Source organism: Streptantibioticus ferralitis (genome assembly GCF_029223525.1).
Lineage (GTDB): Bacteria > Actinomycetota > Actinomycetes > Streptomycetales > Streptomycetaceae > Streptantibioticus_A > Streptantibioticus_A ferralitis.
This window is the reverse complement of the sequence record NZ_JARHTQ010000048.1, coordinates 1-22,866: the sequence shown is the minus strand read 5'-3', so window position 1 is coordinate 22,866 and position 22,866 is coordinate 1. Positions and strand designations below refer to the sequence as shown.

24 protein-coding genes and 4 pseudogenes are annotated in these 22,866 nt (G+C 69.0%); 15 read left to right on the top strand and 13 right to left on the bottom strand.

Annotation, left to right across the window (positions count from 1 at the left end):
• The first annotated feature begins 76 nt into the window (after positions 1–76).
• From P2L57_RS37100 to P2L57_RS41225, 5 genes and pseudogenes are all read left to right on the top strand, one after another.
• A complete protein-coding gene (locus P2L57_RS37100; protein WP_275822443.1) occupies positions 77–868 on the top strand; it encodes a DeoR/GlpR family DNA-binding transcription regulator in 792 nt (263 codons plus the stop codon).
• Between the two features lie 81 nt (positions 869–949).
• Entirely contained in the window at positions 950–1,948 is a 999-nt protein-coding gene (locus P2L57_RS37095) for a zinc-dependent alcohol dehydrogenase family protein (protein WP_275822441.1), read from the top strand.
• A gap of 34 nt (positions 1,949–1,982) precedes the next feature.
• Positions 1,983–2,579, top strand: coding sequence for an FGGY family carbohydrate kinase (locus tag P2L57_RS37090; RefSeq protein WP_275822439.1), 597 nt, complete (start codon positions 1,983–1,985; stop codon positions 2,577–2,579).
• 279 nt (positions 2,580–2,858) lie between these two features.
• A complete protein-coding gene (locus P2L57_RS37085; RefSeq protein ID WP_275822487.1) occupies positions 2,859–3,521 on the top strand; it encodes an AAA family ATPase in 663 nt (220 codons plus the stop codon).
• Between the two features lie 213 nt (positions 3,522–3,734).
• Positions 3,735–3,869, top strand: a pseudogene (locus P2L57_RS41225) (IS701 family transposase); the annotation flags it as partial.
• 93 nt (positions 3,870–3,962) lie between these two features.
• Here the strand turns inward: P2L57_RS41225 and P2L57_RS37075 are convergent.
• The 6 genes and pseudogenes from P2L57_RS37075 to P2L57_RS37055 all read right to left on the bottom strand — a co-directional run bounded on the left by P2L57_RS37075 (position 3,963) and on the right by P2L57_RS37055 (position 7,460).
• On the bottom strand, positions 3,963–5,210 hold the full coding sequence (locus P2L57_RS37075; RefSeq protein WP_275822435.1) for a YncE family protein: 1,248 nt from the start codon (positions 5,208–5,210) through the stop codon (positions 3,963–3,965).
• A gap of 176 nt (positions 5,211–5,386) precedes the next feature.
• The gene (locus tag P2L57_RS37070; protein ID WP_275822433.1) at positions 5,387–5,644 is read right to left on the bottom strand and encodes a hypothetical protein; all 258 of its coding nucleotides are present in this window, start codon (positions 5,642–5,644) and stop codon (positions 5,387–5,389) included.
• Between the two features lie 113 nt (positions 5,645–5,757).
• Positions 5,758–5,913, bottom strand: a pseudogene (locus tag P2L57_RS41220) (IS701 family transposase); the annotation flags it as partial.
• Between the two features lie 226 nt (positions 5,914–6,139).
• Positions 6,140–6,427: a transposase gene (locus tag P2L57_RS37060; protein ID WP_275822429.1), complete on the bottom strand. Its 288-nt coding sequence runs from the start codon at positions 6,425–6,427 to the stop codon at positions 6,140–6,142.
• Positions 6,428–6,539: 112 nt separating this feature from the next.
• Positions 6,540–6,746 (bottom strand): annotated as a pseudogene (locus tag P2L57_RS41215) (ISL3 family transposase); the annotation flags it as partial.
• Between the two features lie 201 nt (positions 6,747–6,947).
• Complete coding sequence (locus P2L57_RS37055; RefSeq protein WP_275822427.1) at positions 6,948–7,460, bottom strand: MarR family winged helix-turn-helix transcriptional regulator; 513 nt, start codon at positions 7,458–7,460, stop codon at positions 6,948–6,950.
• 116 nt (positions 7,461–7,576) lie between these two features.
• Between P2L57_RS37055 and P2L57_RS37050 the strand changes: the two genes are divergently transcribed.
• From P2L57_RS37050 to P2L57_RS37020, 7 genes are all read left to right on the top strand, one after another.
• Positions 7,577–8,383, top strand: coding sequence for an oxidoreductase (locus tag P2L57_RS37050; RefSeq protein ID WP_275822425.1), 807 nt, complete (start codon positions 7,577–7,579; stop codon positions 8,381–8,383).
• 510 nt (positions 8,384–8,893) lie between these two features.
• Entirely contained in the window at positions 8,894–9,238 is a 345-nt protein-coding gene (locus P2L57_RS37045; protein WP_275822423.1) for a hypothetical protein, read from the top strand.
• Between the two features lie 269 nt (positions 9,239–9,507).
• Entirely contained in the window at positions 9,508–9,669 is a 162-nt protein-coding gene (locus P2L57_RS37040; protein ID WP_275822421.1) for a hypothetical protein, read from the top strand.
• Positions 9,666–10,529 carry a CpaE-like family protein gene (locus tag P2L57_RS37035; protein WP_275822419.1) on the top strand — a complete coding sequence of 288 codons (864 nt, stop codon included), beginning with the start codon at positions 9,666–9,668 and terminating at the stop codon, positions 10,527–10,529. Before P2L57_RS37040 ends, P2L57_RS37035 begins: the two co-directional genes overlap by 4 nt.
• Positions 10,526–11,890 carry a TadA family conjugal transfer-associated ATPase gene (locus P2L57_RS37030; RefSeq protein ID WP_275822417.1) on the top strand — a complete coding sequence of 455 codons (1,365 nt, stop codon included), beginning with the start codon at positions 10,526–10,528 and terminating at the stop codon, positions 11,888–11,890. The genes P2L57_RS37035 and P2L57_RS37030 overlap by 4 nt, the downstream gene beginning before the upstream one ends.
• A complete protein-coding gene (locus P2L57_RS37025; RefSeq protein WP_275822415.1) occupies positions 11,887–12,180 on the top strand; it encodes a hypothetical protein in 294 nt (97 codons plus the stop codon). The genes P2L57_RS37030 and P2L57_RS37025 overlap by 4 nt, the downstream gene beginning before the upstream one ends.
• Positions 12,177–14,120 (top strand): LysM peptidoglycan-binding domain-containing protein, encoded by a 1,944-nt coding sequence (locus tag P2L57_RS37020; protein ID WP_275822413.1) that lies wholly within the window; start codon positions 12,177–12,179, stop codon positions 14,118–14,120. Before P2L57_RS37025 ends, P2L57_RS37020 begins: the two co-directional genes overlap by 4 nt.
• Before the next feature lie 188 nt (positions 14,121–14,308).
• Here the strand turns inward: P2L57_RS37020 and P2L57_RS37015 are convergent, their stop codons facing one another.
• Complete coding sequence (locus P2L57_RS37015; RefSeq protein WP_275822411.1) at positions 14,309–14,767, bottom strand: MarR family winged helix-turn-helix transcriptional regulator; 459 nt, start codon at positions 14,765–14,767, stop codon at positions 14,309–14,311.
• Between the two features lie 151 nt (positions 14,768–14,918).
• Between P2L57_RS37015 and P2L57_RS37010 the strand changes: the two genes are divergently transcribed.
• The gene (locus P2L57_RS37010) at positions 14,919–16,001 is read left to right on the top strand and encodes an SDR family NAD(P)-dependent oxidoreductase (RefSeq protein WP_275822409.1); all 1,083 of its coding nucleotides are present in this window, start codon (positions 14,919–14,921) and stop codon (positions 15,999–16,001) included.
• 201 nt (positions 16,002–16,202) lie between these two features.
• Here the strand turns inward: P2L57_RS37010 and P2L57_RS37005 are convergent, their stop codons facing one another.
• The 4 genes from P2L57_RS37005 to P2L57_RS36990 all read right to left on the bottom strand — a co-directional run bounded on the left by P2L57_RS37005 (position 16,203) and on the right by P2L57_RS36990 (position 19,544).
• Complete coding sequence (locus P2L57_RS37005; protein WP_275822407.1) at positions 16,203–16,382, bottom strand: hypothetical protein; 180 nt, start codon at positions 16,380–16,382, stop codon at positions 16,203–16,205.
• Positions 16,379–17,164: an MBL fold metallo-hydrolase gene (locus P2L57_RS37000; protein ID WP_275822405.1), complete on the bottom strand. Its 786-nt coding sequence runs from the start codon at positions 17,162–17,164 to the stop codon at positions 16,379–16,381. Before P2L57_RS37000 ends, P2L57_RS37005 begins: the two co-directional genes overlap by 4 nt.
• Positions 17,165–17,232: 68 nt before the next feature.
• Positions 17,233–18,480, bottom strand: a complete 1,248-nt coding sequence (locus P2L57_RS36995) for a multidrug effflux MFS transporter (protein ID WP_275822403.1) — start codon at positions 18,478–18,480, stop codon at positions 17,233–17,235.
• Positions 18,481–18,683: 203 nt separating this feature from the next.
• Positions 18,684–19,544, bottom strand: coding sequence for an NAD(P)H-binding protein (locus P2L57_RS36990; RefSeq protein WP_275822401.1), 861 nt, complete (start codon positions 19,542–19,544; stop codon positions 18,684–18,686).
• Between the two features lie 81 nt (positions 19,545–19,625).
• On the opposite strand from P2L57_RS36990, the gene P2L57_RS36985 reads away from it, so the two are divergent.
• Positions 19,626–20,072 (top strand): Rrf2 family transcriptional regulator, encoded by a 447-nt coding sequence (locus P2L57_RS36985; RefSeq protein ID WP_275822400.1) that lies wholly within the window; start codon positions 19,626–19,628, stop codon positions 20,070–20,072.
• Between the two features lie 211 nt (positions 20,073–20,283).
• Here the strand turns inward: P2L57_RS36985 and P2L57_RS36980 are convergent.
• Positions 20,284–20,439 (bottom strand): annotated as a pseudogene (locus P2L57_RS36980) (helix-turn-helix domain-containing protein); the annotation flags it as partial.
• A gap of 86 nt (positions 20,440–20,525) precedes the next feature.
• On the opposite strand from P2L57_RS36980, the gene P2L57_RS36975 reads away from it, so the two are divergent.
• The gene (locus P2L57_RS36975; protein WP_275822398.1) at positions 20,526–21,449 is read left to right on the top strand and encodes an SDR family oxidoreductase; all 924 of its coding nucleotides are present in this window, start codon (positions 20,526–20,528) and stop codon (positions 21,447–21,449) included.
• A gap of 753 nt (positions 21,450–22,202) precedes the next feature.
• On the opposite strand, the gene P2L57_RS36970 is transcribed toward P2L57_RS36975, so the two are convergent.
• Positions 22,203–22,748, bottom strand: coding sequence for an SDR family oxidoreductase (locus tag P2L57_RS36970; RefSeq protein ID WP_425574893.1), 546 nt, complete (start codon positions 22,746–22,748; stop codon positions 22,203–22,205).
• Positions 22,749–22,866 lie beyond the last annotated feature (118 nt).

Below are 22,866 nucleotides of genomic sequence, written 5' to 3'. Positions count from 1 at the left end.
ATTGCAATGACTTCTCAGAGAGTGTGTGATGATTGTCGTGCGGCGCGGGCCGCACAGCAGAGCGAGGGGGTACGGCATGAGACCCAGCCGGGGGTCAGAGGCCGAAGTGGAAGAGCGCCGTCAGCTGGTTCTGCGCCAGGTGACGGCCGAGGGCGAGATCCGGATCAGCGATCTCGCCGAACGCCTCGGTGTGAGCCTGATGACCATGCACCGCGACCTGGACAACCTCCAGGAACGGCAGCTGCTGCGCAAACGACGCGGGGTGGCCTCGGCCTTCCCCACCGTCACCGTGGAGAGCGCGCTGCGCTTCCGCGAGCACTCCAACATGGCGATCAAGGAGGCCATGGCCGAGGCGCTCGCCGACCAGGTCACCCCCGGCAGTACGGTGCTGGTCGACTGCGGCTCCACCCTCTTCCCGCTCGTCCGCCGCCTCCGCGACGTCGAGGGGCTGCGGTTGATCACCAACTCGCTGCGCGTGGCGTACCTGCTGAGCGGGTCGGACGTGCAGGTGACGCTGCTGGGTGACCGCTACTACCCGGACTTCGAGTCCTGCGCGGGACCGGAGACACTACGGCAGCTGGAACGCGTACGTGCCGACATCGCCTTCCTCACTGCCACCTCCATCAGCGAGGGGCACCTGTTCCACCCCATCCGCGAGTACGCCGACAACAAGGAGGCGTACGTGCGGGCGGCCGAACGCATTGTCCTCGCCGTCGACCACAGCAAGTTCGGCCGCACCGCCACCTACGCGTACGGCGATGTGAGCGGCTACGACCTACTGGTCACCGACTCCGCCGCTCCCGCCGACGAGGTGCGGAGCATCGCGGACCTCGGGGTCGAGGTGCGTACGGTCGACCTCCGCGAGTGAGCCACCTTCCGTCCGCGCCCGCCGCCCACCGCCGTGCCCGCCGCCTGGCCAACCGCCATCACTGAGAAGGGAATCTGTCCCATGCGCGCCCTGGTCATCGAAACCCCTGGACACTTCGGCGTCACCACGGTCGCCGACCCTGCCCCCGGCCCCGGCCAAGTGGTGGTCGCTCCCGCCGCGGTGGGCATCTGCGGTACCGATGTGCACATCGTCCAGGGCGAGTTCGCCCCCACGCCCTACCCGATCATCCCCGGCCATGAATTCACCGGAGAGGTGGTCGCGCTCGGCGAAGGCGTCACGGGCCTGCACACCGGAGACAACGTCGCCGTCGATCCCTCGCTGTTCTGCGGCGCCTGCCACTACTGCACCATCGGACACGGCAACCTGTGCGAGCACTGGGGCGCCATCGGAGACACCGTGGACGGTGCGATGGCCGAGTATGTCGCCGTCCCGGCCGCGAACTGCTACCGGCTCCCAGACGGCCTGGACGTCACCCAAGGGGCCCTGATCGAGCCGCTGTCCTGCGCGGTTCGTGGCTTCGACGTCCTGCCCCGCCGCCTCGGGGACCACTACCTGATCTACGGCGCGGGCACCATGGGCCTGATGATGCTCCAACTCGCCAAGGCGGCGTGCGCCGCGTCACTGTCCGTCGTCGACGTCAACGAGGACCGGCTCAAGATCGCCGCACGACTCGGCGCCGACGCCACCGCCACCAGCGCGGACACCTTCGACCGCACGCAAGGTTGGGAGACCGTCATCGACTGCACCGGAGTGATCCCCGCCATCGAGGACGCGCTCACCCGGGTCCGGCGCGGCGGCACCTTCCAGCAGTTCGGCGTCGCCCCCAGCGCCGCCAAAGCCAGCTTCTCCCCGTTCAAGGTGTACAACGACGAGATCACCATCGTCGGATCCATGGCCGTACTGCACAGTTTCGGCCGGGCAGTGGACCTTATGGCGAAGGGGGTCATCGACGCCGAAACCATGATCACGCACAGCTTCGGCCTGGACGAATTCGCCGAGGCACTGCAGACGTTCCGCGAGGGCTCCGGCCGGAAGATCCAGATCCGGCCGACCGGCTGACCCGGCCCCGCACCGTAGGAAGCGAACACCCGCCATGCCGACCGTGGCCGGAATCGACTCCTCCACCCAGTCCTGCAAGATCGTCGTCTGCGACGCCGACACCGGAAAGGTTCCGCACCGCACCAGGGCCACCCACTCCGAGGGCACCGAAGTGGATCCCGAGGCATGGTGGCAGGCGCTGTGCGAAGCCGGGAAGGACGTGCTCGAACACGATGACGCGGCCTCCGTCGCCGGGCAGCAGCACGGCATGGTCGCCGTCGACGACACGGGGCATCCGGTGCGCGACGCCCTGCTGTGGAACGACACCCGGTCCGCACGGGCCGCCGCCGAGCTGATCGTGGAACTCGGCGGACCAATTGCCACGTCCTTGTCCCGATCGCCCATCGGCAGCAGCCGAAGCGTGACGAAGGCGTTCGTCACCGTCAGGCAGGCCAGACGCAGCAGCACGAGCGATCATCATGCCGCAGACCGCAGACCGCAGACCGCAGCTTCGCGCCGCGTTCGCCTCCACGCAGCTCATCCGCGCGGATGGACTTTCCGGCACCCACAGGCCGTATCGCACGCACAGCGCGGGCGGCAGTCAACTTCCCTGACCACGATGCTCAGTTCGACAGCATCGCCTCCGGTGTGAGAGATCACGCGACTGGGGTAACCCGTATGGATGACACTGCGACATAGCCGCCCCGCGTGCTGTCCCTGTCTGGTTCGCTAAGCAGGCCGCAATTGAGCATATCCGGTGGGTATATGGCCAACGGAGGGGGTGCGAGAGATGGTTGGCACGCTGCGGCAGAGCAATAGCCTCGATGAGCGGCTACTCGAACGGCAGGCTGCACTGATCGCGCTGGACGCCGGGTTGGTGGAGTTGTGCGGACCGCGGGGCGAACGATAGGGGTCACGAGACGGCGGCTTTCTGGCCTATGTCGGGCAGGCAGGCATGGGCAAGACAACTCTTCTTGCGCAGGCACGCAGGCGGGCGGCGGTCCATGGGTGCATCGTGCTGTGGGCGCGCGGCGGCGAGCGGGAACAGCGAGTCGCGTTCCACGTCGTACGGCAACTCCTTCAGCCCCTGTTCGCCTCGCTGAGCGAGGAAGAGCGCGCGAGGGTACTGGGCAGTTGGGCCAATGTAGTTGGCCCGGCGCTCGGCTTGGTTTCGCCGGATGCGGGCCTGTCACCGGATCACCAGGGCGTGATCGACGGCCTGGACTGGGTCGTTACCGACATTGCCGTGCGACGGGCGCCGGTAGTGTTGATCGTCGATGACGCGCATTGGGCCGATAGCGAGTCCTTGGAGTGGCTCACCGGATTCACAGCCCGTGCCGAGGAGCTGCCCCCGCTGGTTGCCGTAGCGTATCGGCCCGATGAACTCCCTCCCGTTACCGAGGCCTTCCGCAGACTGGCCAAACGGCATGGCTCACGGCCGTACGAACTGGCGCCGCTCACCGTGGAAGCGGTGGGCCTACTGCTACGTGACAAGCTCGGCGAAGGCGTCGACGAGGCATTCTGCCGGGAATGCTGGTCTATCACGGAGGGTAACCCCTTTGAGACCGTCGAGCTCGCCATCAAGATCCTTTGAGATAGATCTAGGGGCCGCCCTGCCGCTCGACTAAGGTGGCACTGGTCCGAAATGGACGGTTCTAGGGCGACATCACAATCGATAAAAACGTGGATTTAAGGGGATACCAGGGGCGCGCCCGGTCTACCCGCCGGAGTTCCGTCGCCAGATAGTCGAGCTCGTACTACAGCCTCAGATCTTGTGACGGCTGATCGGTGATGTCGTTGTCTGGTCATGCTGGTCAATGTGGCGCCGGAGCATCTGGAGGGGTGGGCGGAGGAACTGGCCTCGCTCACTGTGGGGTTGGGGAACTTGTTCGCGCGGCCGGAGCCGCGCGAGGTGTTCGCGGACCTGATCGAGGGCCTGCTCGTTCGGCAGCCCGCCGACGGCTTCGCCCACCACCTGCTGATCCGGCGCTCGGGGGTGGCTGGCGTTGGCGTGGCGGGGTGCCACATGGGGTGGTCATGGCAGCGTGGTGGTGGCGATTGCCTGGATCTGTTTTGAGTCGTAGTCGGAGACGAGAAGGGTCTTTCCGTCGGGGCTGAGGGCGAACTCGCGGGGGAACGCGCCGGTCTGGATACGTCCGAGGTTGGCCGGTTTGCCAGCGAGGGCAGCTTGGGTGTCCACCACAGTCAGCCCGGTGGTGGCGCCTGAGGCGTGGAAGCGGTCAGAGTCGGCGGTGATGATCCGGTTGCTGCCCTTGACGAAGGTCAGGCCGACTGGGGCGGTGCCTACCTGGACGGAGGTCAGCATGGCGTGCTGGGGGTCGGTGGTGAGTTTGGCGGCGTCGAAGGCGAGCAGTGCGTTGCTCTGCCGCGCGGTGACCCATACCGTCTTTCCGTCCGGTGAGGGGGCGACTCGCACGGGGTCGCATCCGGCGGGAACGCTGCCTAGCAGGGCCTTTGTCGGAGTGGATTCGAGGGTGGCGAGGTCGATGATGCTGAGGTCACCGTGCCCGGCGCCTGCTTTGGCTTTCTGGCCTGGGGCGATCTCGCTGGTCGCGTACAGCCAGCGCCCGTTGGGGGAGATCGCGGTGCCGACTACGGCATTGCCCAGGGTCAGGCTGCCGATGCTGGTGTCTGGGCCGAAGCTACTGTGAAGCGCCTTGTGCAGGTCGAAGACTTCGATGTCGCCGCGGTTGCCGGTCTGGGTGTTTCCGTACTCTTGGCTGACGAAGGCGTAGTGGTCGTCGGGTGAGACGGTCACCTCGATTGCGCTGGTCCCGGCTGTGCCGGTGACTGTTCCCAGCACGGCCCCCGGTGCTCCGGACGCGGCCTTGGCCGCGTCCACCACGATTGCTCCGCCGCCTGCGGCAATGAGCAGCTCGCGACCGTCATGGGTGAGGGTGACTCCGGTGGCGCCTTCTTTCCCCAGGCTTGCGGCCGGAAGCGGGATCGTCCGCACGAGCCGGGGTGTGCCGCTGCTTGTGGACAGCACCCCGAGTTCCGACTTCAACGCGACGAAGGCGACGTGGCCCGTCCGCGCGTAGACCAGCCCGAAAGGCTTGGCCGGGACGGTCAGGCTTGCGCTGCGGACACTGCTGAGCTGCGACTGCGCCGGCGCGGCTCCGGTCTGGCGCCCGGGCTCCGCTGCGGACGCGCTCGCCGCGAGGACCGCGGCGGTGGGGGAGGAGCGGGGATGAGCGCCGAGGGCGCCGTTCTTCCCCTGGCATGCCGATACGGTCAGTCCCACGGTCAGGGCGAGTGCCACCGGCCAAACCCGATTTCTTGTCAAGGTCATCACGCGCCCCTTTTCGTTGTCGATACCGTGCTTGCGAAGGTAACGATGAACTTTGTGAGGTCTTTGTGGACAAAGCAGAAGGCAACCGCTGTTGGAGATGTCGTCGACTCTTGGGCACCTGAGGTTGTGACGAGGGCTGTGCGGAGTCATCGCGGTGTGTAGACGCAGTGGGCCTGTATTACAGCCTCATCGGATCTTGGTGAGGTGATCCGGTTCTGTTCGGCCTGCTGGCGGCAGGTGCGGAGCCGGGCAGGGAGGGGGGCACTGCGTCTGCGGTAGTGGCTGACGGTGGCGCGGGTCTGGTGGACGGCTCGCCAGTGGTGTTGCTGGAGGTGGTGCTCGGGCTGATGGTGGGTGGTCAGGGCGGTTGCGGCGAGCACGGTGGCCAGGGCTGGAACGGTCAAGCGGATGAGCGGCAGTCGCCCTCTTCCTTCGACTGCCAGATTTTTCCCGTATTGTCCGCCTGTTCGGCAGTGCCTGGGGGTGGGGCGTCAACTTCGGGGTCGGGATGCTGGGCGCGTTGGACGGCGAGGAAGGCCAGGGCGAGCATCGCGCAGGTGACGTGGCGATGCCCGGAGTTCCAGCGGCGGACCTGGTACTGCCCCAGCCCGGTGATCTGCTTCGCTGCTTCGTTGTTCTCCTCGATCTTCCAGCGCACTCCGGCACGGCGCACGGCCTCCGGCAGCGCGGACTCGCGGCGGTGGTGCACCAGGAAATAGGCGTACTCGTAGTCCACGCGCCCGCCCGCGAGCTGCTTCTTCTTGGTGGACCGCCGGATGAGCAGGTGGTGGGCGAAGCCGTCGGCGGGCCGCTGGCCCGACAGGGTCACCTCGAACCAGGTCCAGTCGTAGTATCGCTGTCCCTTGGAGCCCTCACCCTGGCTTCGGCGCTCCCATTGGTCACGCACGATCGCGTAGTGCAGGAGATCGCCGGCCTTCTCGACGGCGGGCCGGTGCGGCTCGCCAGGCGGGCCGGCCCGCCGGCAGGGTGACCGGTACCCCCAGCACGTAGGGCAGGGCGTTGGCGTGGAGGAAGGCCCGCGGGGAGGGGGCTTTGCCGTAGTCGGCGTCGGCTGCCACCCACGCGAACGGCAGCCCGCGGACGAGCGCCGTCTCCAGCATGGCGATGCTCAGCTGGGGTTTGGTGGCGAAAGCGATCCAGTGAGCGAGGCCAGTTCCTCCGCCCACCCCTCCGGATGCTCCGGCGCCACATTGGCCAGCATGACCAGACAACGACATCACCGATCAGCCGTCACAAGATCTGAGGCTGTAGTACTCGTCAGGGCCAGCCGCACGCCGGAGGTCTTGGCGAAACCGGCCTGCGGGTCTCGACATCGACCAGCACGGTCCCGTAGACGCGGCCCTTGCGCATCGCGTACTCATCGGCGCCGACCACACGCGGGCTCCGCAGCCGCGGCTCGGGGAGCGCGTCGGTCAGCCGCAGAGCCGTGCTGCGGCTGACCGACGCTCCGAAGACGTCTGCCAGCCGGGCACCAGCACGGCCAGATCAACACTTACAGAGAGCAGGCGCACCACAGAAGTTGAGCCAGAACCTGACTTCGGACAGCGTCCCGGGAGGGCCGTTTTCGATATTCGTGACAAACGACAGCACCCACGTCGGCTCCCCCAGTGCCTGCCGCAGGGGCGCTGGCGTCACCGGCCAGGCGCCCGAGGGTGAATCGGGCGCCTGGCCGCCCGATTCAGGGCTTTACGACGTCTTCCTGTCGAGGGAGGTCGGGGTGCCGCAGTGCTCGTTGCCGTCGGTCAGGTCGTCTCGCACCAGGACAAGGAGCTGTGTCAGCTGCGAGCGCTGGGAGTCGCTGAGTGAGCGGAAGAGGTCGTCTTCGACCTCCTGCTGCGCGGCCGCCGCGGCTCGCAGCCGCTGCTGCCCCACTTCGGTCAGCACAACCAGGTGACGGCGCCGATCGCGGGGATCACGCGTGCGCGTCACCAACCCGTCGGCCTCCAGGGGGTTGAGCTGTGTGACGAGCACGCTGGCCGCGGTATCCGTCTCGGAGGCCAGGTCGGTCTGCGCCAACGGGCCGCGATCGTGGAGCAGCCCGAGGACGTGGAACTGCCGCGGTGTGAGGCCCTTGGCGGTGTGTGCGTCCCTCAGGCGACGCATGGCCTCGTGCCCGAGCAGGGCGAGCATGAGGCCGGGGCTGTTGCGGTGCTCGTCGAGCAGCGCCGGGCTGGAAGCGGGGGAGGTAGCCGAGGTCACCCGTTCACTTTACCCCACGCTATCGTGTAGCTTGCTAAACGATTCATTCATGCGAATGATTGTTGGCCGCGGTCCCCATCCGCCTACGCACGGCCACCCGTCACCCAAGGAGCACCATGCCGCCTGTCCATCCCACCCTGCTGCCCGATCCGAGCGCGGATCTGGGTCTGCGTGGGGCGCGCGCCGTAGTCACCGGAGGAACCCGTGGCATCGGCGCGGCCACCGTGCGCCGTCTGGCTGCGGCCGGCGCGCGCGTGGTCGCAGTTGCCCGAAACCAGGCCGCGGTCCCCACCGGAGTGCACCTGGTGACCGCTGATCTGACCGTCCCCGGCGGGATCGAGCAGGCGGCAGCGGCAGCACTCGACCATCTGGGAGGCATCGACGTGCTCGTCGACAACGCCGGACGCAACACCCAGGTCCCCGACGGCGTCCTTGCCGCGACCGACGGCGACTGGCAGGCCAACCTCGAAGCCAACCTGCTGTCCGTCGTCCGCCTCGACCGCGCCCTCGTCCCGCACATGACGGCGCAGGGTCATGGTGCGGTCGTCCACGTGTCATCGAACGCTGCCCGCTACCCGCAGCCCAACGGTGCCCCTTACGCCGCCGCCAAGGCCGCCCTGAACGCCTACAGCAAGAGCCTCGCGCTCGCCTGTGGTCCGCGCGGCGTGCGCGTCACTGCGGTCATGCCGGGAGTCATTGAGGGCGACGCCGTCGAAGCAAGCCTGCGGCAGGCGGCAGAACGCACCGGGCGCGACCTGGACGCCATCCGCAAGGAGTTCCACCAGCGCCTCGCCGCCCCGCTCGGCCGCCCCGGACAGCCCGAAGAAGCCGCAGAGCTGATCGCCTTCCTCGCTTCCCCGCGCGCCTCCTACCTCACCGGAATCACCATCTCGGTCGACGGAGGACTTCTCCCCACCCTCTGACGAAACATCGAAGGCTGATACCACCCGGCCGCCTCAATACCCGGCTCCCCACCGTCTTTGGGGCCCGGCCCCCTCCTCACCCTGCGCTGGATTCCGCCCACCAGGCCTCCGACGCGGGCATCCCGCGAGCGGTCGGCTCGCCCTGTTCAGCGTTGGACCGTCCCCATAGTCAGTCCTGTGCCGGGCTCATGCCTGACGTCTGAAGCGTGCGCTTTCCGGCAAACGGGTGAGGCGGGCACGGTGAAATGTGACCCACGGTGATAGGTTCATAGCCCTTCGTGACGTCTCGGTGGATGGCGGGGATTCATGATGCCTGGCAGGCGTACCGCCGCCTCTGTTGCGGCACTGTGCGTAGTAACAAGCGTGCTGCTCGCGGGCTGTGCTGGTAAGGCAGGCCGAACACCGAGCAGTTCACCGCCTGTTGGTGCGACGTCATGGGGGCGGAACGGCAACGGAGAAGATACGAGCACTGCCCCTGCGCTCGCCGCCTATCGAGCGATGTGGAAGGACATGGCCGTGGCATCCGCCTATGCGGATCCGGGGTGGCCGCACCTTCCCGATCACGCCGACGACGGGGCCCTCCGCCTTTTGAAGTACGGCTTGGAGAAGGCGCAAGCGGAGAACATTGTGACCAAGGGAGTACCGCAGGTCGACCCATTGGTGATTGCGTCTGGCGCCAATACCGTCAAGCTCCAGGACTGCGTCGATGGAACTGGTTGGTTGCAGTACGCGAAATCTGGCGCGCTGAAGAACGATCGCCCGGGAAGCCGTAGCAAGGCCGACGCGACGGTTACTCGTGAGAAGGATGCCTGGAAGGTCACGGCTCTTTACCTGCACGAATCAGGCACTTGTTGATGGCGGTTCCAGTCGGGTGGCCAGCGTGCTTGGCGGTTTTGGCGGTGTCTGGCGTACTCCCCGTAGCGGTCACGGCCGCGTCCGCTCTGGCTGATGGCGGGAGACGGCTGATCGCCGGAGTGCACTCTTCCGGTGCCAAGTGCACCGAAGAAGCCGGCACGTCGGGGCGTACGGACAGCCGAATCCGGTCGGAAGACCCCCCTGGCTCCAAGGAGCGCTCATCGGATACAAGACCGACTTCCGAGCAACTCCCGGTATCTCCTTCAGCAGTGCTGTCAGCCTGCTGGCTGTCGAATGTGGCGGCGGGAGACCGGGATTCGGCGGCCTCGGTGGTGACGGTCTTGGCGGACACCACCGCTGCCGGGCGGGCGGCGCGGATCGACAAGCCGCGTCGGGTGGTGCTCAGTCCCGTGGGCCGGGAGGTGCCGTGACCCGGGCGCTGGTGGTGATCGGGTCGGCTAAGGGCTCGCCTGGGGCGACGACGCTGATATTGGCCTTGGCGGAGTGCTGGCCCACTTCCGACCGGCAGCCTCGGCCGTTGGTGGTGGAGGCGGACCCGTCCGGCGGTGATGTGGCGGCGCGCTTCGAGCTGTCGGACTCGCCCGGACTGATGGCCGTTGCCGCTGCCGCTGCCGCTCGCCGTGCGGTGTCGCCCCAGGTGCTGGGGAAGCGCGTGCAGCAGGTGCTGGGGAAGTGCGTGCAACTGCTGCCGGGCGGGGCGCATGTGGTGGTGGGGCCGACGGGTGCGCAGCAGGCTGCTGCGGCCGTGAGGCTGTTCGCGGGCAATGGTGCGGCGTTGCTGCGGGCGGGTATGGGCAGCGACGGGTCTGTCCTGGTGGATGTCGGGCGGCTTCAGCCGGAGACTGCCTGGCTGGTGGAGGCGGCTGATCGGTTGCTGCTGGTGTCCCGGGGTGAGGTGGACGCGCTGGCTCACGCCGCTTCGACGGCGGCGGACCTGCGCGGGTCTAGCCGGTGCGTGGAGCTGGTCGTGGTCGGCCCCAGCCCGTATCCGCCGTCCGAGATCCGTGAGGTCCTGGGTGTGCAGCGGGTGCATCGGATGCCGTGGGATGCGCGCACGGCGCGAGCTTTGGCTGGCCGGGCTTCGGCATCACCGCGCAGATGGCGCACCGCCCCGCTCGTGCGTGCCGCCAGCGATCTGGCCTGGCATCTGGTCACCCCGGTAGTGGAGTCGGGTGAAAGCCCAGGGCGGGACCTGACCTCGCTCACCACCGCGCGTCCGGTTCCCGGACAGGCGGCCGCAAGGACGTTGGAAGAAGGTGACGTGCGGTGAGCACGGTGACGGATGCGGCGGGAGTGCCGTGGACGACGGTCGCTGGAGCGAGTGAGAAGCAGCTGGTGGATCTGCTGCGGGAGCAGGTCGCCGGGCGGATGGCGGGGTACGCGCACGCGCGGGAGCAAGCCGGTCTGCCGCCCGAGGACGCCGAACGGCGCAGTCAGGTGGTCCGCCGCCTGCTGGCCGAGGAGCTCAACGCCCACGCAGCAGCCCAGTTGGCGGCAGGGCGCCCGGCCTTGGAACCGGGGGCGGAGCAACGGATCGAGCGGGCCGTGCTGGACGCCCTGTTCGGTCTCGGGCCGCTGGAGCAGTTGTTGGTGGATGAGCGGGTGGAGAACATTGCGGTCAATGGAGCCGACACCGTGTGGGTGCGCTACGCGGACGGCACCAAACACCGCGCCGCGCCACTAGCCGCGTCGGATGAGGAACTGGTCGAGGTGGTACGGCAGATCGCCGCGCGCGCCGGGTTGGAGGAGCGGCGCTTCGACCGCGCCGTCCCGAGACTGAACATCCGCCTGCCCGATGGGTCCCGCTTGTTCGCGGTCATGGCGGTCACCGGTCGGGTGTCGCTGTCGATTCGCCGCCACCGCTTCCGCGCCGCCACTCTGGCCGATCTGGTGCGGCTGGGGGTGTGCGACGAGCCGATGGCGGACCTTTTGGGTGCGCTGGTGCGGGCCCGTCGCAACGTGATCGTCGCCGGGGGCACCAATGTCGGTAAGACCACCGTGCTGCGCGCCCTGGCCTCGGCCATCCCCGCGCACGAGCGGCTGGTGACGATCGAGGACACCTTCGAACTCGGCCTGGATACCGACCGGGTGGCCCATCCGGATGTGGTGGCGATGCAGGCGCGCGAGGCGAACATCGAGGGTGAAGGCGCCATCGACCAAGCCGAGCTGGTCCGCTGGGGGTTGCGGATGTCTCCGGACCGGGTGATCGTCGGCGAGATCCGCGGGTCCGAGGTCGTGCCGATGTGCAACGCGATGTCCCAGGGCAACGACGGCTCGCTGTCGACGATCCACGCCTCTACCTCCCGCGGAGTGTTCACCAGACTCGCCGCCTATGCGGCCCAGGCGCCGGAGCGGTTGTCGTTGGAGGCGACGAACCTGCTGGTGGCCTCGGCCGTGCACTTCGTCGTCCACCTCGCGTGGGATACCGATGGCCGCCGAGTGATCGATTCGGTGCGCGAGATCGTCGACGCCGACGGCCACCAGGTGATCTCGAACGAGGTCTACCAGCCGGGGCCTGACGGGCGGGCGGTACCGGCCACGCCGCTGCGCGGTGAGACCCTTGCCGTCCTGCTGGCAGCGGGCCTGGACGAGCGGGCGCTACACGGGCAGCGGTGGGGGCGCAGCGCATGACCACCACCATGCTGTACGCGGTTGTTCTCGGTGCCGCTGCGGGCGGCGGGTTGTGGCTGATCGCGCATGGTGCTCTGCCCCGCGAGCAACCCCTGAAGGATCCAGACTCGGTTGGAGACACCGGCCACGCCGAAGCTACCGGCGCTGAGATAGCGGTCTTCGTTACGCATCGTCAGCCCACCCAGATCCTGTCCCTCGCCGGAATCGACCAGCTCGTGACCACGGCCCATGCGACGGCACGAGCCGAGCAGGGCATCACCACCCCTTGGCTGCAAGGAAAAACGCCATGAACCCAGCCGCCACAACGTGGGGGCGACTGTGCGCCCTCCTTCAGCTGCTGCTGTCCACGACGGCCCTGGTGGCCGTCATTGTCGGCATCCCCTATGTCCTGGCAGCCTCCGCTGGGGTGCCGTGGCCTGCCCCGGTCACCTCGCTTGGCGACCTGGGGGCCCGGCTGGCACAGCCGGCCAGCGACCCATTGCTTACCAGACTCCTCGCCTTGGCCGGATGGGTGTATTGGGCCGCCTTCATGGTCTCGCTCATCCGCGAAGCCTCCTGGGCAACACGGCAACTGGGCACCCTCCTTGGCGATGTCACCCTGCTGCGCACTCGCCTGCGCACGCTCCCCACGCACCGGGCGGCTGCCGCGTTCCTGGTGGGCACACTGCTGCTCGCGCTGACGGTGATCTGGCGCCGTGCCACGGCGCGCGCCACCGCGACCAGTCCTGCGTCAGCCCGGCCTCCTGCCGCTTCCGCCGCCGCACCCGTGACGCCACAGCACCAGACGGTGCGCGAGCGGCACATTGAGCAGTTCAGGACCACGACGTACATGGTCGCCCCCGGGGACACCTTGTGGGACATCGCCCGCGCCCACCTGGGCGATCCGCTGCGCTGGCCGGTGATCTACCGACTCAACCGCGGCCGGATCCAAGACGACGGCCACCGGCTACACGACCCTGACCTGCTGCACCCCGGCTGGACACTCCACCTCCCCACCAGCAACGACACTCCAACCCTCATGCCGACCCCGCACGTTCCGACCACCCCCCAAGCGCACGGTACGACCGTGCCGCCAGCGACCGGAGCCTTCGTGCCGCGCCAGCAGCAGCCTTCACCAGCGCCGCAGGCCGGCGCCCCGGCGCAGCACACGGGTGAGCACCCGCCAGCCATCGCACCCGGCCCTCATCGACAGCAGCACGTCGCGGAGATCAGCGTCGGTACCGCCTCCGTGATCGGCGTGACCACGGCAGCGGGCATCGCCGCCGCCGTAGGATTCGCCCGCGCGCACGCCCGTCGACGCCGTCAGCCAGGCCTCACCACAGCCGCGCCCCCGCCCCTGGCCCATGCGGTGCGGGCCGCCACCACCGCGCACCTGGCCACCCGCCACACCTCGTCTCAGCAGAGTGCCGAGCAGACGGCCGAGACCCTCCTCCAGCGGCGCGTGGCCCTTGCCGAGCCGTCCGCAGCGGGGACGGTGGTCTGCGCCATCCGCGATGACCGCGAACAGGACGCCGACCTCCTCGCCATTGCCGGCGGCATTGCCTTGACCGGCCCAGGAGCAGATGCAGCTGCCCGCGCCCTGGCTGTCGCCGTCCTGAGCGCGGCCGAACGCCTGCGCCCCGGTCATCCCAAGGTACGGCTGCTGACCCCGACCGCCACCGCGCAGCGCCTCCTCGCCGACACCCACCTCACGCAGCCCGTGCCCGCGTGGACCATCACGCGCGACTGCACTGAAGCCCTTGCCCTGGTCGAACGCACCCTCCTGCATCGTGCGCGCCGCGCAGACATCGAACTTGACGAGGCATTGCAGGACAGGCCGCCAATGGACCTGCTGGTCTGCGACCTCGACCCCGGCAGTATCGAGCGCTTGAAATCCGCCGCCGACCGAGCGGCCCGAGGCCAGCTGGCCGTCATCATCCTCAACGCTGACGCATGGCCCGCCCGAGCCCACCTCGACGCACAGGGAACCGTGACAACGACCACCGGAACCCGAGCCCAACCTCTCCACGGCGCAAGGATGTTCACCCTCGCCCCCGACCCGGCCTGCGAACTCCTCGACGTGCTCCACACCGCCCACGGCCACACCACCCCAACCGTGCAAGCCCCACCCGCATCGAAGGCCCAGGCACCGGGTCCGATGCCGCCCGCGAGCCGGCCCCAGCGCACAGACGAGCCGGAAAAAGCGCCGCGGAACACCAGAGAAAAACAGAGCACCGCGAATAACCGGTAACCACCGCCCGACTCAGAAGAACCCCCACAGGCCACCGCTCCCACACCACAGCAGGCGCGCCAGGCTCCGGTGACCGTAATCATCCTCGGCAGATTCCGCAGGTGCCCCGCGTCAGCCGTCTCCCGCTTGGCGGTTTCAGGTGCCCGTGGCGAGGCCGCGGGTGTACGGCGCCGCACTCCCGGACATCGCTATGCCGGTTGCGGTTTGTGACTGTCGAGCAGCTTGGCGAGCAGGGAGTGGAGCTGTTGGCGCTCCGCGGCGTCGAGGCCGGCGAGGAGTTCGTCCTGGACGGCATCGGTGTGTTGTTGGAGTTCTTCGAGGTGCTGCCTGCCGGCGGCAGTGAGGGTGACGACGTTGCGGCGCCGGTTGGCGGGGTCGGCCTGGCGGTCGACCTGGTGGCGGCCCTCGAGGCGGTTGAGGACGCCGCTGACGTCGTTGCGGTCAAGGCCGAGGCGGCGGCCGATGTCGGCTTGGCTGAGCGCCCCGTACTCCTCCAGAGCTGCCAGCACGGCGAAATCGGCGCGGGCTCCCAGCGGCAGGCGTCGGGCGGTCAGCCGGGCGCCGAGCGTTGACGCCTTGCTCGCCTGCCAGCTGACAAGCCCACGCAGCCGGGCCGGGGGCTGCAAGGCATCGTCTGTGTCCGTCATCCCCCAATCCTAACCGTTGGCCTTCCCAACACTCCTGCGCTATGTTGGCCTAGTCAACGTTGGTCAGGCCAACATGCAGGGCCGACATAAGAGTGGCGTCAGTGGCGGACCCCCGACCGACTGCCCCACACCGCTCCCGAGGAGTGATCTCATGCGCAGCAGCAATGCCCTTCCCGACCTGTCCGGTCGCCGGGTCGTCGTTCCGGGCGGTACCGGCGCCGTGGGTGAGGGTGTCGTCCGCGGCTACCTCTCCGCCGGTGCGGACGTTGTCGTCCCCACCCGCACCCAGGAGCGGGCGGAGGAGTTCCGGCGAGTGCTCGGTGACGCGGCGACCGACCGCCTGCACCTCGTGGTCCACGACTACACGACGTTCGCCGGTGCCGAGCGGCTTGCCGACGAGATGGAGCGCAGGCTCGGCGGTGTCGATGACGTGGTGGCCCCGATCGGTGGGTGGTGGGTCGGTAAGCGGGTCTGGGAGATCGATGAGGCCGACTGGCAGAGTGCCTTCGTCGGGCTGGCGACCGCGCATGTAGCCGTCGTGCGGGCCTTCCTGCCCCGGCTGAACCCCCGCGGCGCGTACACGGTGATCGTCGGGGCTTCCGCGTCGACGCCGGTACCCGGCAGCGGCCTGGTCAGCATGGAGCAGGCGGCCCTGCTGATGATGCAGCAGGTCCTCCAGGCCGAGCTCGCAGGACAGCAGCGGGTTTTCGCCCTGGTGCTCGGGCCGGTGAGGACCCGCCTCGTCGGCTCCGATGATCCGGACTGGGTGACCGCCGACCAGGTCGGTGCGGTCGCGGTCGCGGCGTCGGCCGCAGCCGCGGTGGGCGGGCGGGAGATCCGGATGCGCAGCCGGGCTGAGGCCGACGAGGCGCTGGCACTGTTCCAGGCCGCCCAGCCGGTCGGGACCGGCGCGGTCGTTGCCGTGTCCACGATGGAGCCGAAGCACGGACGACGCGATGACCTCGTCGCGGTCCTGGCGGAGCTCGCCCAGCAGATCCGTGCTGAACCGGGGTGCATGCACTACTCCGTGCACCGCACGCGCGGCGAGGACACCGGTCCACTGCTGGTAGTCCAGATGTTCGCCTCGATCGAGGCGTTCACGGAGCACAGCTCGAGCGTGGCCGACCAGATACCAAGGATCAGTGCGCTCCTCGCAACGCCCCCCGTGCCTCCCACCCTGTTCGAACCGGTCCCGCTCGGCGGTGACGCGGCGAAGGAATCCCTTTCGGCATAAGTTGCCGAGATGTCGCCTGTGTTCAGCCCGGGGAGGAGCAGCGCTCCGTCGGTCGCGGTGAGGGTCACGCCGGTGGGCGCCGTTCTGGGACGGGTACGTGATCAGGGTCGCCGACGATCAGGTACTGCCCCGCGGAGACGAACAGCCGGGCGCGCACTGCCCGCATCGGATGGACCATGGAGCGTCTTCCCTCCCTGGGTGTCAGGTCAGGACCTGGACCCAGGGAGGTGCTGGTGGTGCTCGTAGGTCCAGGCCGCGGTGGGCTCGGCCGGTGTCGTAGTGCTCGGCGTACTTGCCGAGCACTGTGCGCAGGTGTCGTTCGCCGGTGATGAGGGAGGCGGCCCCGCCCACCACCGGCAAGGTCTCCTGCCGGGCGGTCATTGGCCTGTGGGCGGGAGGGGGACAGGTTCGCCGTCGTCGACGATCGCTGCCGTGATGCCGCGCGCCTCGGCGGCCTGTCGGAAGCGCTGTTCGATGTCGCGCTGCTCGGTGTAGGTCGGCGGGTTGTGGAAGAGCCCGTAGTGGATCGCGCAGGCCGTGGTCGCCCCGAGCACGGCGGCGGCCTCAACTGCGTGTTCCGGTGTCATGGTGACGGGCACGTTGGCCTCGTAGCCTTCGAAGCGGGCTATGACGCCGTTCACGGGTACGAACGCGACGTCGAAGGGGCCGTGGTCGCGGGCGATCTGCCACCAGTTGCCGTGCCACATGGTGTCACCACAGTGGATGACGCGTCGGCCGGCGCCCTCCACGACCCAGGCGACCTGGTCGGCGTCGTCCCCTCGCCAGTCCAGCGAGGTGACCGGCGTGACCGTCAATGGGCCGATGCGGCGGGGCTGGCCAAGCTCCTGCGGGATCGCGCCGATGCCAGCCTCGGTCAGTGTCGGTGCGATCGGCGCGTGGCAGCCGATGGTCCCGGAGACCGCGAGCCGTGCGAGCAGCTCATGGTCGTAGTGGTCGGGGTGTAGATGCGTGATCAGGGCGTGTGTCCCGGGAGGGGCGTCGATGGCGGGGAGAGGGCGTCGTGGCTTTCCGAGGAAGCGGGCGAGCGGCTCGGCGTGTTCGAGCGGGTCGATCAGCACACGGGTATCGCCGAGGCGGATCTCGACGCCAGCCCACGCCAGGCGGCGCAGGTGGACAGAATCGCTGTGGTCTTTGCTGGTCATGGGAACCTCCGGGTGCGGTCTGCGCCGCTGGTCGTCCGATGATCGGTGCTGCCGTGAGAGTGAAGGGTTCAGCTTCGAGGGCAGATTGCGAGTGGTAGCGGGGTAGTTGGCCGTACGAGCGCGATGAGCATGATCGACGCGGTGACTGCGAGTCCGGCCATGGCCGCGGCCATGGGCAGCGCGCTGCCGGATCCGAGGACCCCTACCAGGGGTGCGGCGAGACCGCCGAACAGGAACTGGGTGAAGCCGAGCAGTGCCGATGCGGCGCCTGCGTGGGAGCCGTGCGATTCCAGGGCCAGCGCGGGGGCGTTCGGCAGGACCAGTCCCACGCTCGTGATGACGGTGAACAGGGCGGCGAGCAGCGGCCAAAGTCCCGCGTTGGTGATGACGACGAGGAGCACGGCGCCGCCGCCGGCCACTGAGCCGATTACGCCGCCGCCCAACAGAAACAGTGGGCCCAGGCGGCGGACGAGTCGTCCGCTCGCGTGCGCTGCGGCGACGAGGCCTGACGCGTTCACGGCGAACACCAGGCTGTACTGCTGCGGGGTCAGACGGTAGATGTGCTCCAGTACGAAGGGGGATCCCGCGATGTAGGCGAACATGGCCGAGAACACCGACGCGTTGGTGAGCGCGTAACCCACCAGAGCCCGGTCCTTCAGCAGGCGGACGTACACCGAGCCGGTTGCCCGCAGGCCGCCTGGCCGGCGCCGGTGCGCAGGCAGGCTCTCCGGCAACGCGCGGATGCATGCGACGAGCACGGCGGCGCACAGCGCGGCGAGCGCGACGAAGATCTCGCGCCAGCCCGAAAACCTCAGGATCTGGGCGCCCACGAGGGGGGCGAGCACCGGTGCGAGGCCGGTCACGAGCAGCATGAGCGAGAGGTAGCGAGCCGCGGCCTTCCCCTGGTGAAGGTCACGAACGTACGCGTAGGCGATCACGAGCCCGAAGGCGCCGCCGCCGCCTTGAATCGCGCGGAACACTACAAGGGTCCCTATGTTCGGGGCGATGGCGCAGGCAAGCCCTGCTGCCGTGTAGACGGCGAGTCCGAGGAGCAGGGGTGTCCGCCTGCCCAACGCGTCGCTCATCGGCCCCGCGACAAGCTGACCGACGGCCAGACCTATCAGGCAGGTCGTCACCGTGAGTTGGGCCGTCGAGGGAAGGCTGTGCAGATCCTCGGCGAGCTGGGGCAGCCCGGGCACGTAGGCGTCGGTGGACAGCGGTCCGAGCGCGGCGAGAGCTGCGAGGATCAGCAGGACGGAAGCGCTCCGCACGGGCGCCGCGCGCGCCTGGTCATCGGCGTTCGTCTTCTGTGTCATTGCCAGGTTCCTTTGTTCATATGCCGGGATGCCGGGTCTCACCGCGGGACGGCGACCCGGCGACGCGCGGCTGTCGCGTCCGGGATCTGGTCGGCGAAGGCGGCGGCGAAGTCGGAGCTGCCGATTCGGCTCTCGCCCTGCTGACGACTCGGCGTGCTTTGGATGTGGGTCTCGCCGGGCCACTGCCCCGGCGAGACCCACGGTCAGGTCTTCAGCCCTGCCCGGATCACATCCGCCAGCGCGGTGGGTGTGTGGCCGGTCAGGTCGGCGACCGCTGAGCTGGCGTTCGCGAGGAAGCCGCCGCGGGCGGCCGCGCCGAACGACGTCACGAGCTCTGCGGCCTCCTCCGGGAGCCCGGCGGCCCGCAGGTGGGCGGTGTGGGTGGCATCGTCGACGCTGACGAGCTCGACGTCGCGGCCGCGGATCTCGCCTGCGAGGCTCACGAGGTCGGCGGCGCTCAACGCCTCGGGTCCGGTGATGTCGTACGCGTGGCCCTCGTGTCCGTCCTGGGTCACGGCGGCGGCGGCCGCCGCGGCGCAGTCTTCACGGGTCACATGGGCGATGGCGCCGGTGCCGCTGTTGGTCACCAGGCGGCCCGACGCGACCGCCTGCTGGATGACCGGCAACTGCATGTGCGCGTACAGGTTGTTGCGCAGCACCGTCCACCCCATGCCGCTGTCACGCAGCGCCTGCTCCGTGCCGGCGTGGTCTGCGACCACCAGGGCCGGGTTGGCCGGGACCGGTTCGGGAACGGAGGTGTACACGACGTGCCGGACACCCGCGGCGGCAGCGGCCAGGATGGCTGCGCGTTGCTGGTCCAGACGTGACCCGATCGCGTCGGTTGAGATGAGCAGCAGCCGATCGACGCCCGTGAACGCGGAGGCGAGCGTGCGCGGGTCGCCGAAGTCGACCCGGCGTACGTCGGCGCCGCGAGCGGAGAGATCGGCGAGGGCGTCGGGGTGCCGCGTGGTGAGCACGACCTCCCGCGGGTCGACGGCCTGCAGTACCAAGGCGGTGCTGGCGCGTCCCAGGGCGCCGGAGGCTCCGGTGATGGCTATCGTCATACCTACTCCAATTCGCAATCATTGTGGTTGCGGTTCGCCCAAACTGTAGTCGTGATGATTGCGATATGGCAAGATGGGGGCATGGCACGGTCCACCAACACCCAGTTCGCAGTCGCCGTACACGTGTTGACCTACCTGGCCGGCGTGGCCGAAGGTCGCCCCGTGAGCTCGGAGGATCTCTCCGGGAGCACGAACGTCAACCCCGTCTACGTGCGCCGTGTGCTCGGCCCGCTCCGTGACGCCGGGTTGGTGCGGTCGCGTCCGGGCGTGCACGGAGGCTGGGAGCTGGCCGCCGCCGCCGAGGCCGTGACACTCGCGCAGGTCTGGCGAGTCCTCCAGGGCACCGACCCGGTACTCGGACTGCACGGACCCGACCCGGCGTGCGCGGTGGGCCGCGGTGTGCAGAAGGCGCTCACCGATCTCGATCGAACGGTTGCCGACGCTGTGGCAACCGAACTCGAGCGGTTCACCGTGCGCGACATTCTGCGGCAGTGCGCGGCAACGCCGGTGACGTCGCGCCGCACATGACCCCTTCGCGGGTCCCACTGCGCGCAGCGTGGTCAGGCGCCTTGCGAGGGCGCTCCTCGAACGCAGGGGCGGGTATCCGTGCGATGTCCGTGGCCCGCTACGGCGCCGTCTACGCCTGCGGCCTCGAACGCTTCATGCGACGAGAGACCCGCAGTCGTCCGAACGGCGCTTGCGGGGCCCGGGGATTGCGCTACGTGATCAACCGCCGCCCTCGTTTGTCGGCGCAGTGCCGGAAGAAGGTCCGCTCGGTGAGGTCGGCCCGTTTGGCGATCTCCGCCGCGGTGGTCTGCTCGTAGCCGCGCTCGCTGCAGAGCTCCAACGCCGCTTCCGCCAGGCGTCCGCGCGCGTTCGGCTCCCTTCCACCCATGTGCAGATCCCACGTGATGACAGCAGCTGACATTAGGTGCTAGCATCGATGACAGTCACCGACATCAACAGTCTGGGGTTCCTCCCATGCGCATCGTTGTGACCGGCGCGTCCGGCTGGATCGGCTCCGCCGTCGTTCCCGAGCTCATCGATTCGGGGCACCGGGTTGTCGGGCTCGCCCGCTCTGACGCCTCCGCGGCCGCGCTCACCGCGGCCGGGGCGGAGGTCGTCCGTGGCACCGTCGACGACCTCGACGTCCTGCGGGACGCGGCCGCCGCGTCGGACGGGGTGATCCACCTCGCCTTCAAGCACGACATCGCCTTCACCGGCGACTTCCAGGGCGCCGCCGAGGCAGATCGCCGCGCCGTCGACACCTTCGGCGACACGCTCGCCGGCACCGACCGCCCCTTCGTCCTCGCCTCCGGGGTGGTCGGCCTCAAGCCGGGGCATCTGGCGACCGAGCGGGACATGCCCACGATCGACGGCTCGCCGATCTCGATCCGATCGGCCACCGCCCAGGCGGTGCTCGCACTCGCCTCGCGCGGCGTGCGCTCATCCGTGGTGCGGCTCTCTCCGACCTGCCACGGTGAAGGAGACCACGGCTTTATGGCAACCCTGGTCGCCATCGCCCGAGACAAGGGTGTCTCCGGCTACATCGGTGACGGTGCCAACCGCTGGCCGGCCGTTCACCGCCTCGACGCCGCACGGCTGTTCCGCCTGGCGGCCGAGAAGGCCCCCGCCGGATCGGTGCTGCACGGCGCCGCGGAGGAGGGCGTCGCGATCCGCGACATCGCCGAGGTGATCGGCCGTCACCTCGACGTGCCGGTGACTGCCGTGGCCCCCGAGGCCGCGGCCGGGCACTTCGCCTGGCTGGGTGCATTCCTCGGCGTAGACGCCCCGGCGTCGAACACCCTGACCCGCGAACTGCTGGACTGGGAGCCGACCCACCCCGGCCTCCTCGAAGACCTCGACAAGGGCCACTACTTCCACACCCCTGCCACCACCACCTGACCAGCCGCGGAGACGGCCACCTGCGCGGTGCGCGTCAAGTTTTACGCAGATAGCGTTTCCGCAAGGGCGACGAGCTGCCTGACTGGATGGCGCAGCGGGTCGTTGGTGGGTTCGACGGGCTCGTCGAGCGGTCGGCGCCGGCCGCGGGGCGGTGCCGTTCAGCAAGTCTGTCCGGATGCCGGTTCAGGTGGCCGATGAGGCTGGGGACTTCGTGCCCCCGGGTGGGATGCGGGCAGGCCCGATCGACGGGTGATCATCAGGTGTCGAGTCCCTGATGATCACCAGAACGGAAGATCGTGCCTGCCCGTTCATCGTCGCGCATTCCCACCGGCCTGGGCCAGTTCACCGCTGCCCGACCGCCCGCACCCGGGGAGCACTCCGGTCTGCTCGCCTGCCTGGCCGTGCTGCCCGACCCGTGCCGAGACAAGGGGTGGCGCCAACCCCTCGCCCTCGCCGCCTGCGCGGTACCGGCTGGCGCAAAGTCCCTGGCCGCGATCACGGAATGGCCGCAGACGCATCGCCCGCCGTCCTGCCTTGTGTGCTTGGGTACCAGAGAAGGCCGACATCGAGGCGCACCCGCCTGCCCAAGGGATACGCGACACCTCAACATGCAAGCCCACCAGTCCCAAGGGCGATATTCCTCCAGGGCGCGGATCACCCGCCTCGCCCATGTCGCCCGCCGCCTCGTCGCCTGGCCGGAACAGAGCACCTGACCGTGGTCTTCTCCTGGCCGGAATGTCACTGCGACGGCTGCTACCAGGGCACGGGCTGGTCCTGGTAGTTGAGGAATTGCAGACCCGGTTCACCGCTGTGGCGGTCGATCGTGTCCACCACGCCTGGGATGGACTGGTCGATGGTCAGCGGTGCGTCCGGTCCGCCGAGTTCGGTGCGGACACGGCCGGGGCAGATGAGCAGGAGCGTGTGCGCGGCGTCGGCGTACCGGGCGGCGTAGCCGCGCATCAACTGGTTCAGGGCGGACTTGCTGGCGCGGTAGACGTCCTGACCGCCGTTGGTGTTCAAGCTGACGCTGCCCTGGCGCGAGGACATGACGCCGATGGTCCCGGTTGGCGCGACCAGCGAGCGGAAGGACTCGACCACGCGCATCGGGCTGAGCGCGTTCGTGACCATGACCTCGACAAACATCTCCTCCAGGACGTCGCCGATCGGAATGTCGCCCCTCGTGATGGCGGCGTTGACGAACAGCAGGCCGAGGGTGCGCTCCGCCAGGCGTTCGCGCAGCGCGGTGACCTGCTCCGGCTTCGTCATGTCCAGTGACTCGACCGTGACCCGGCCCCCCAATGCCGTTGCTTGATGTGGTGAAGGGTTACCCGTGACGGAGTGGTCCGCGGGCCGTTGGGCTGGGCGTGCTTCATTCGTGGGTGGGATTGTCTGATCAGGTGCGACTCGGCGTGTTGAC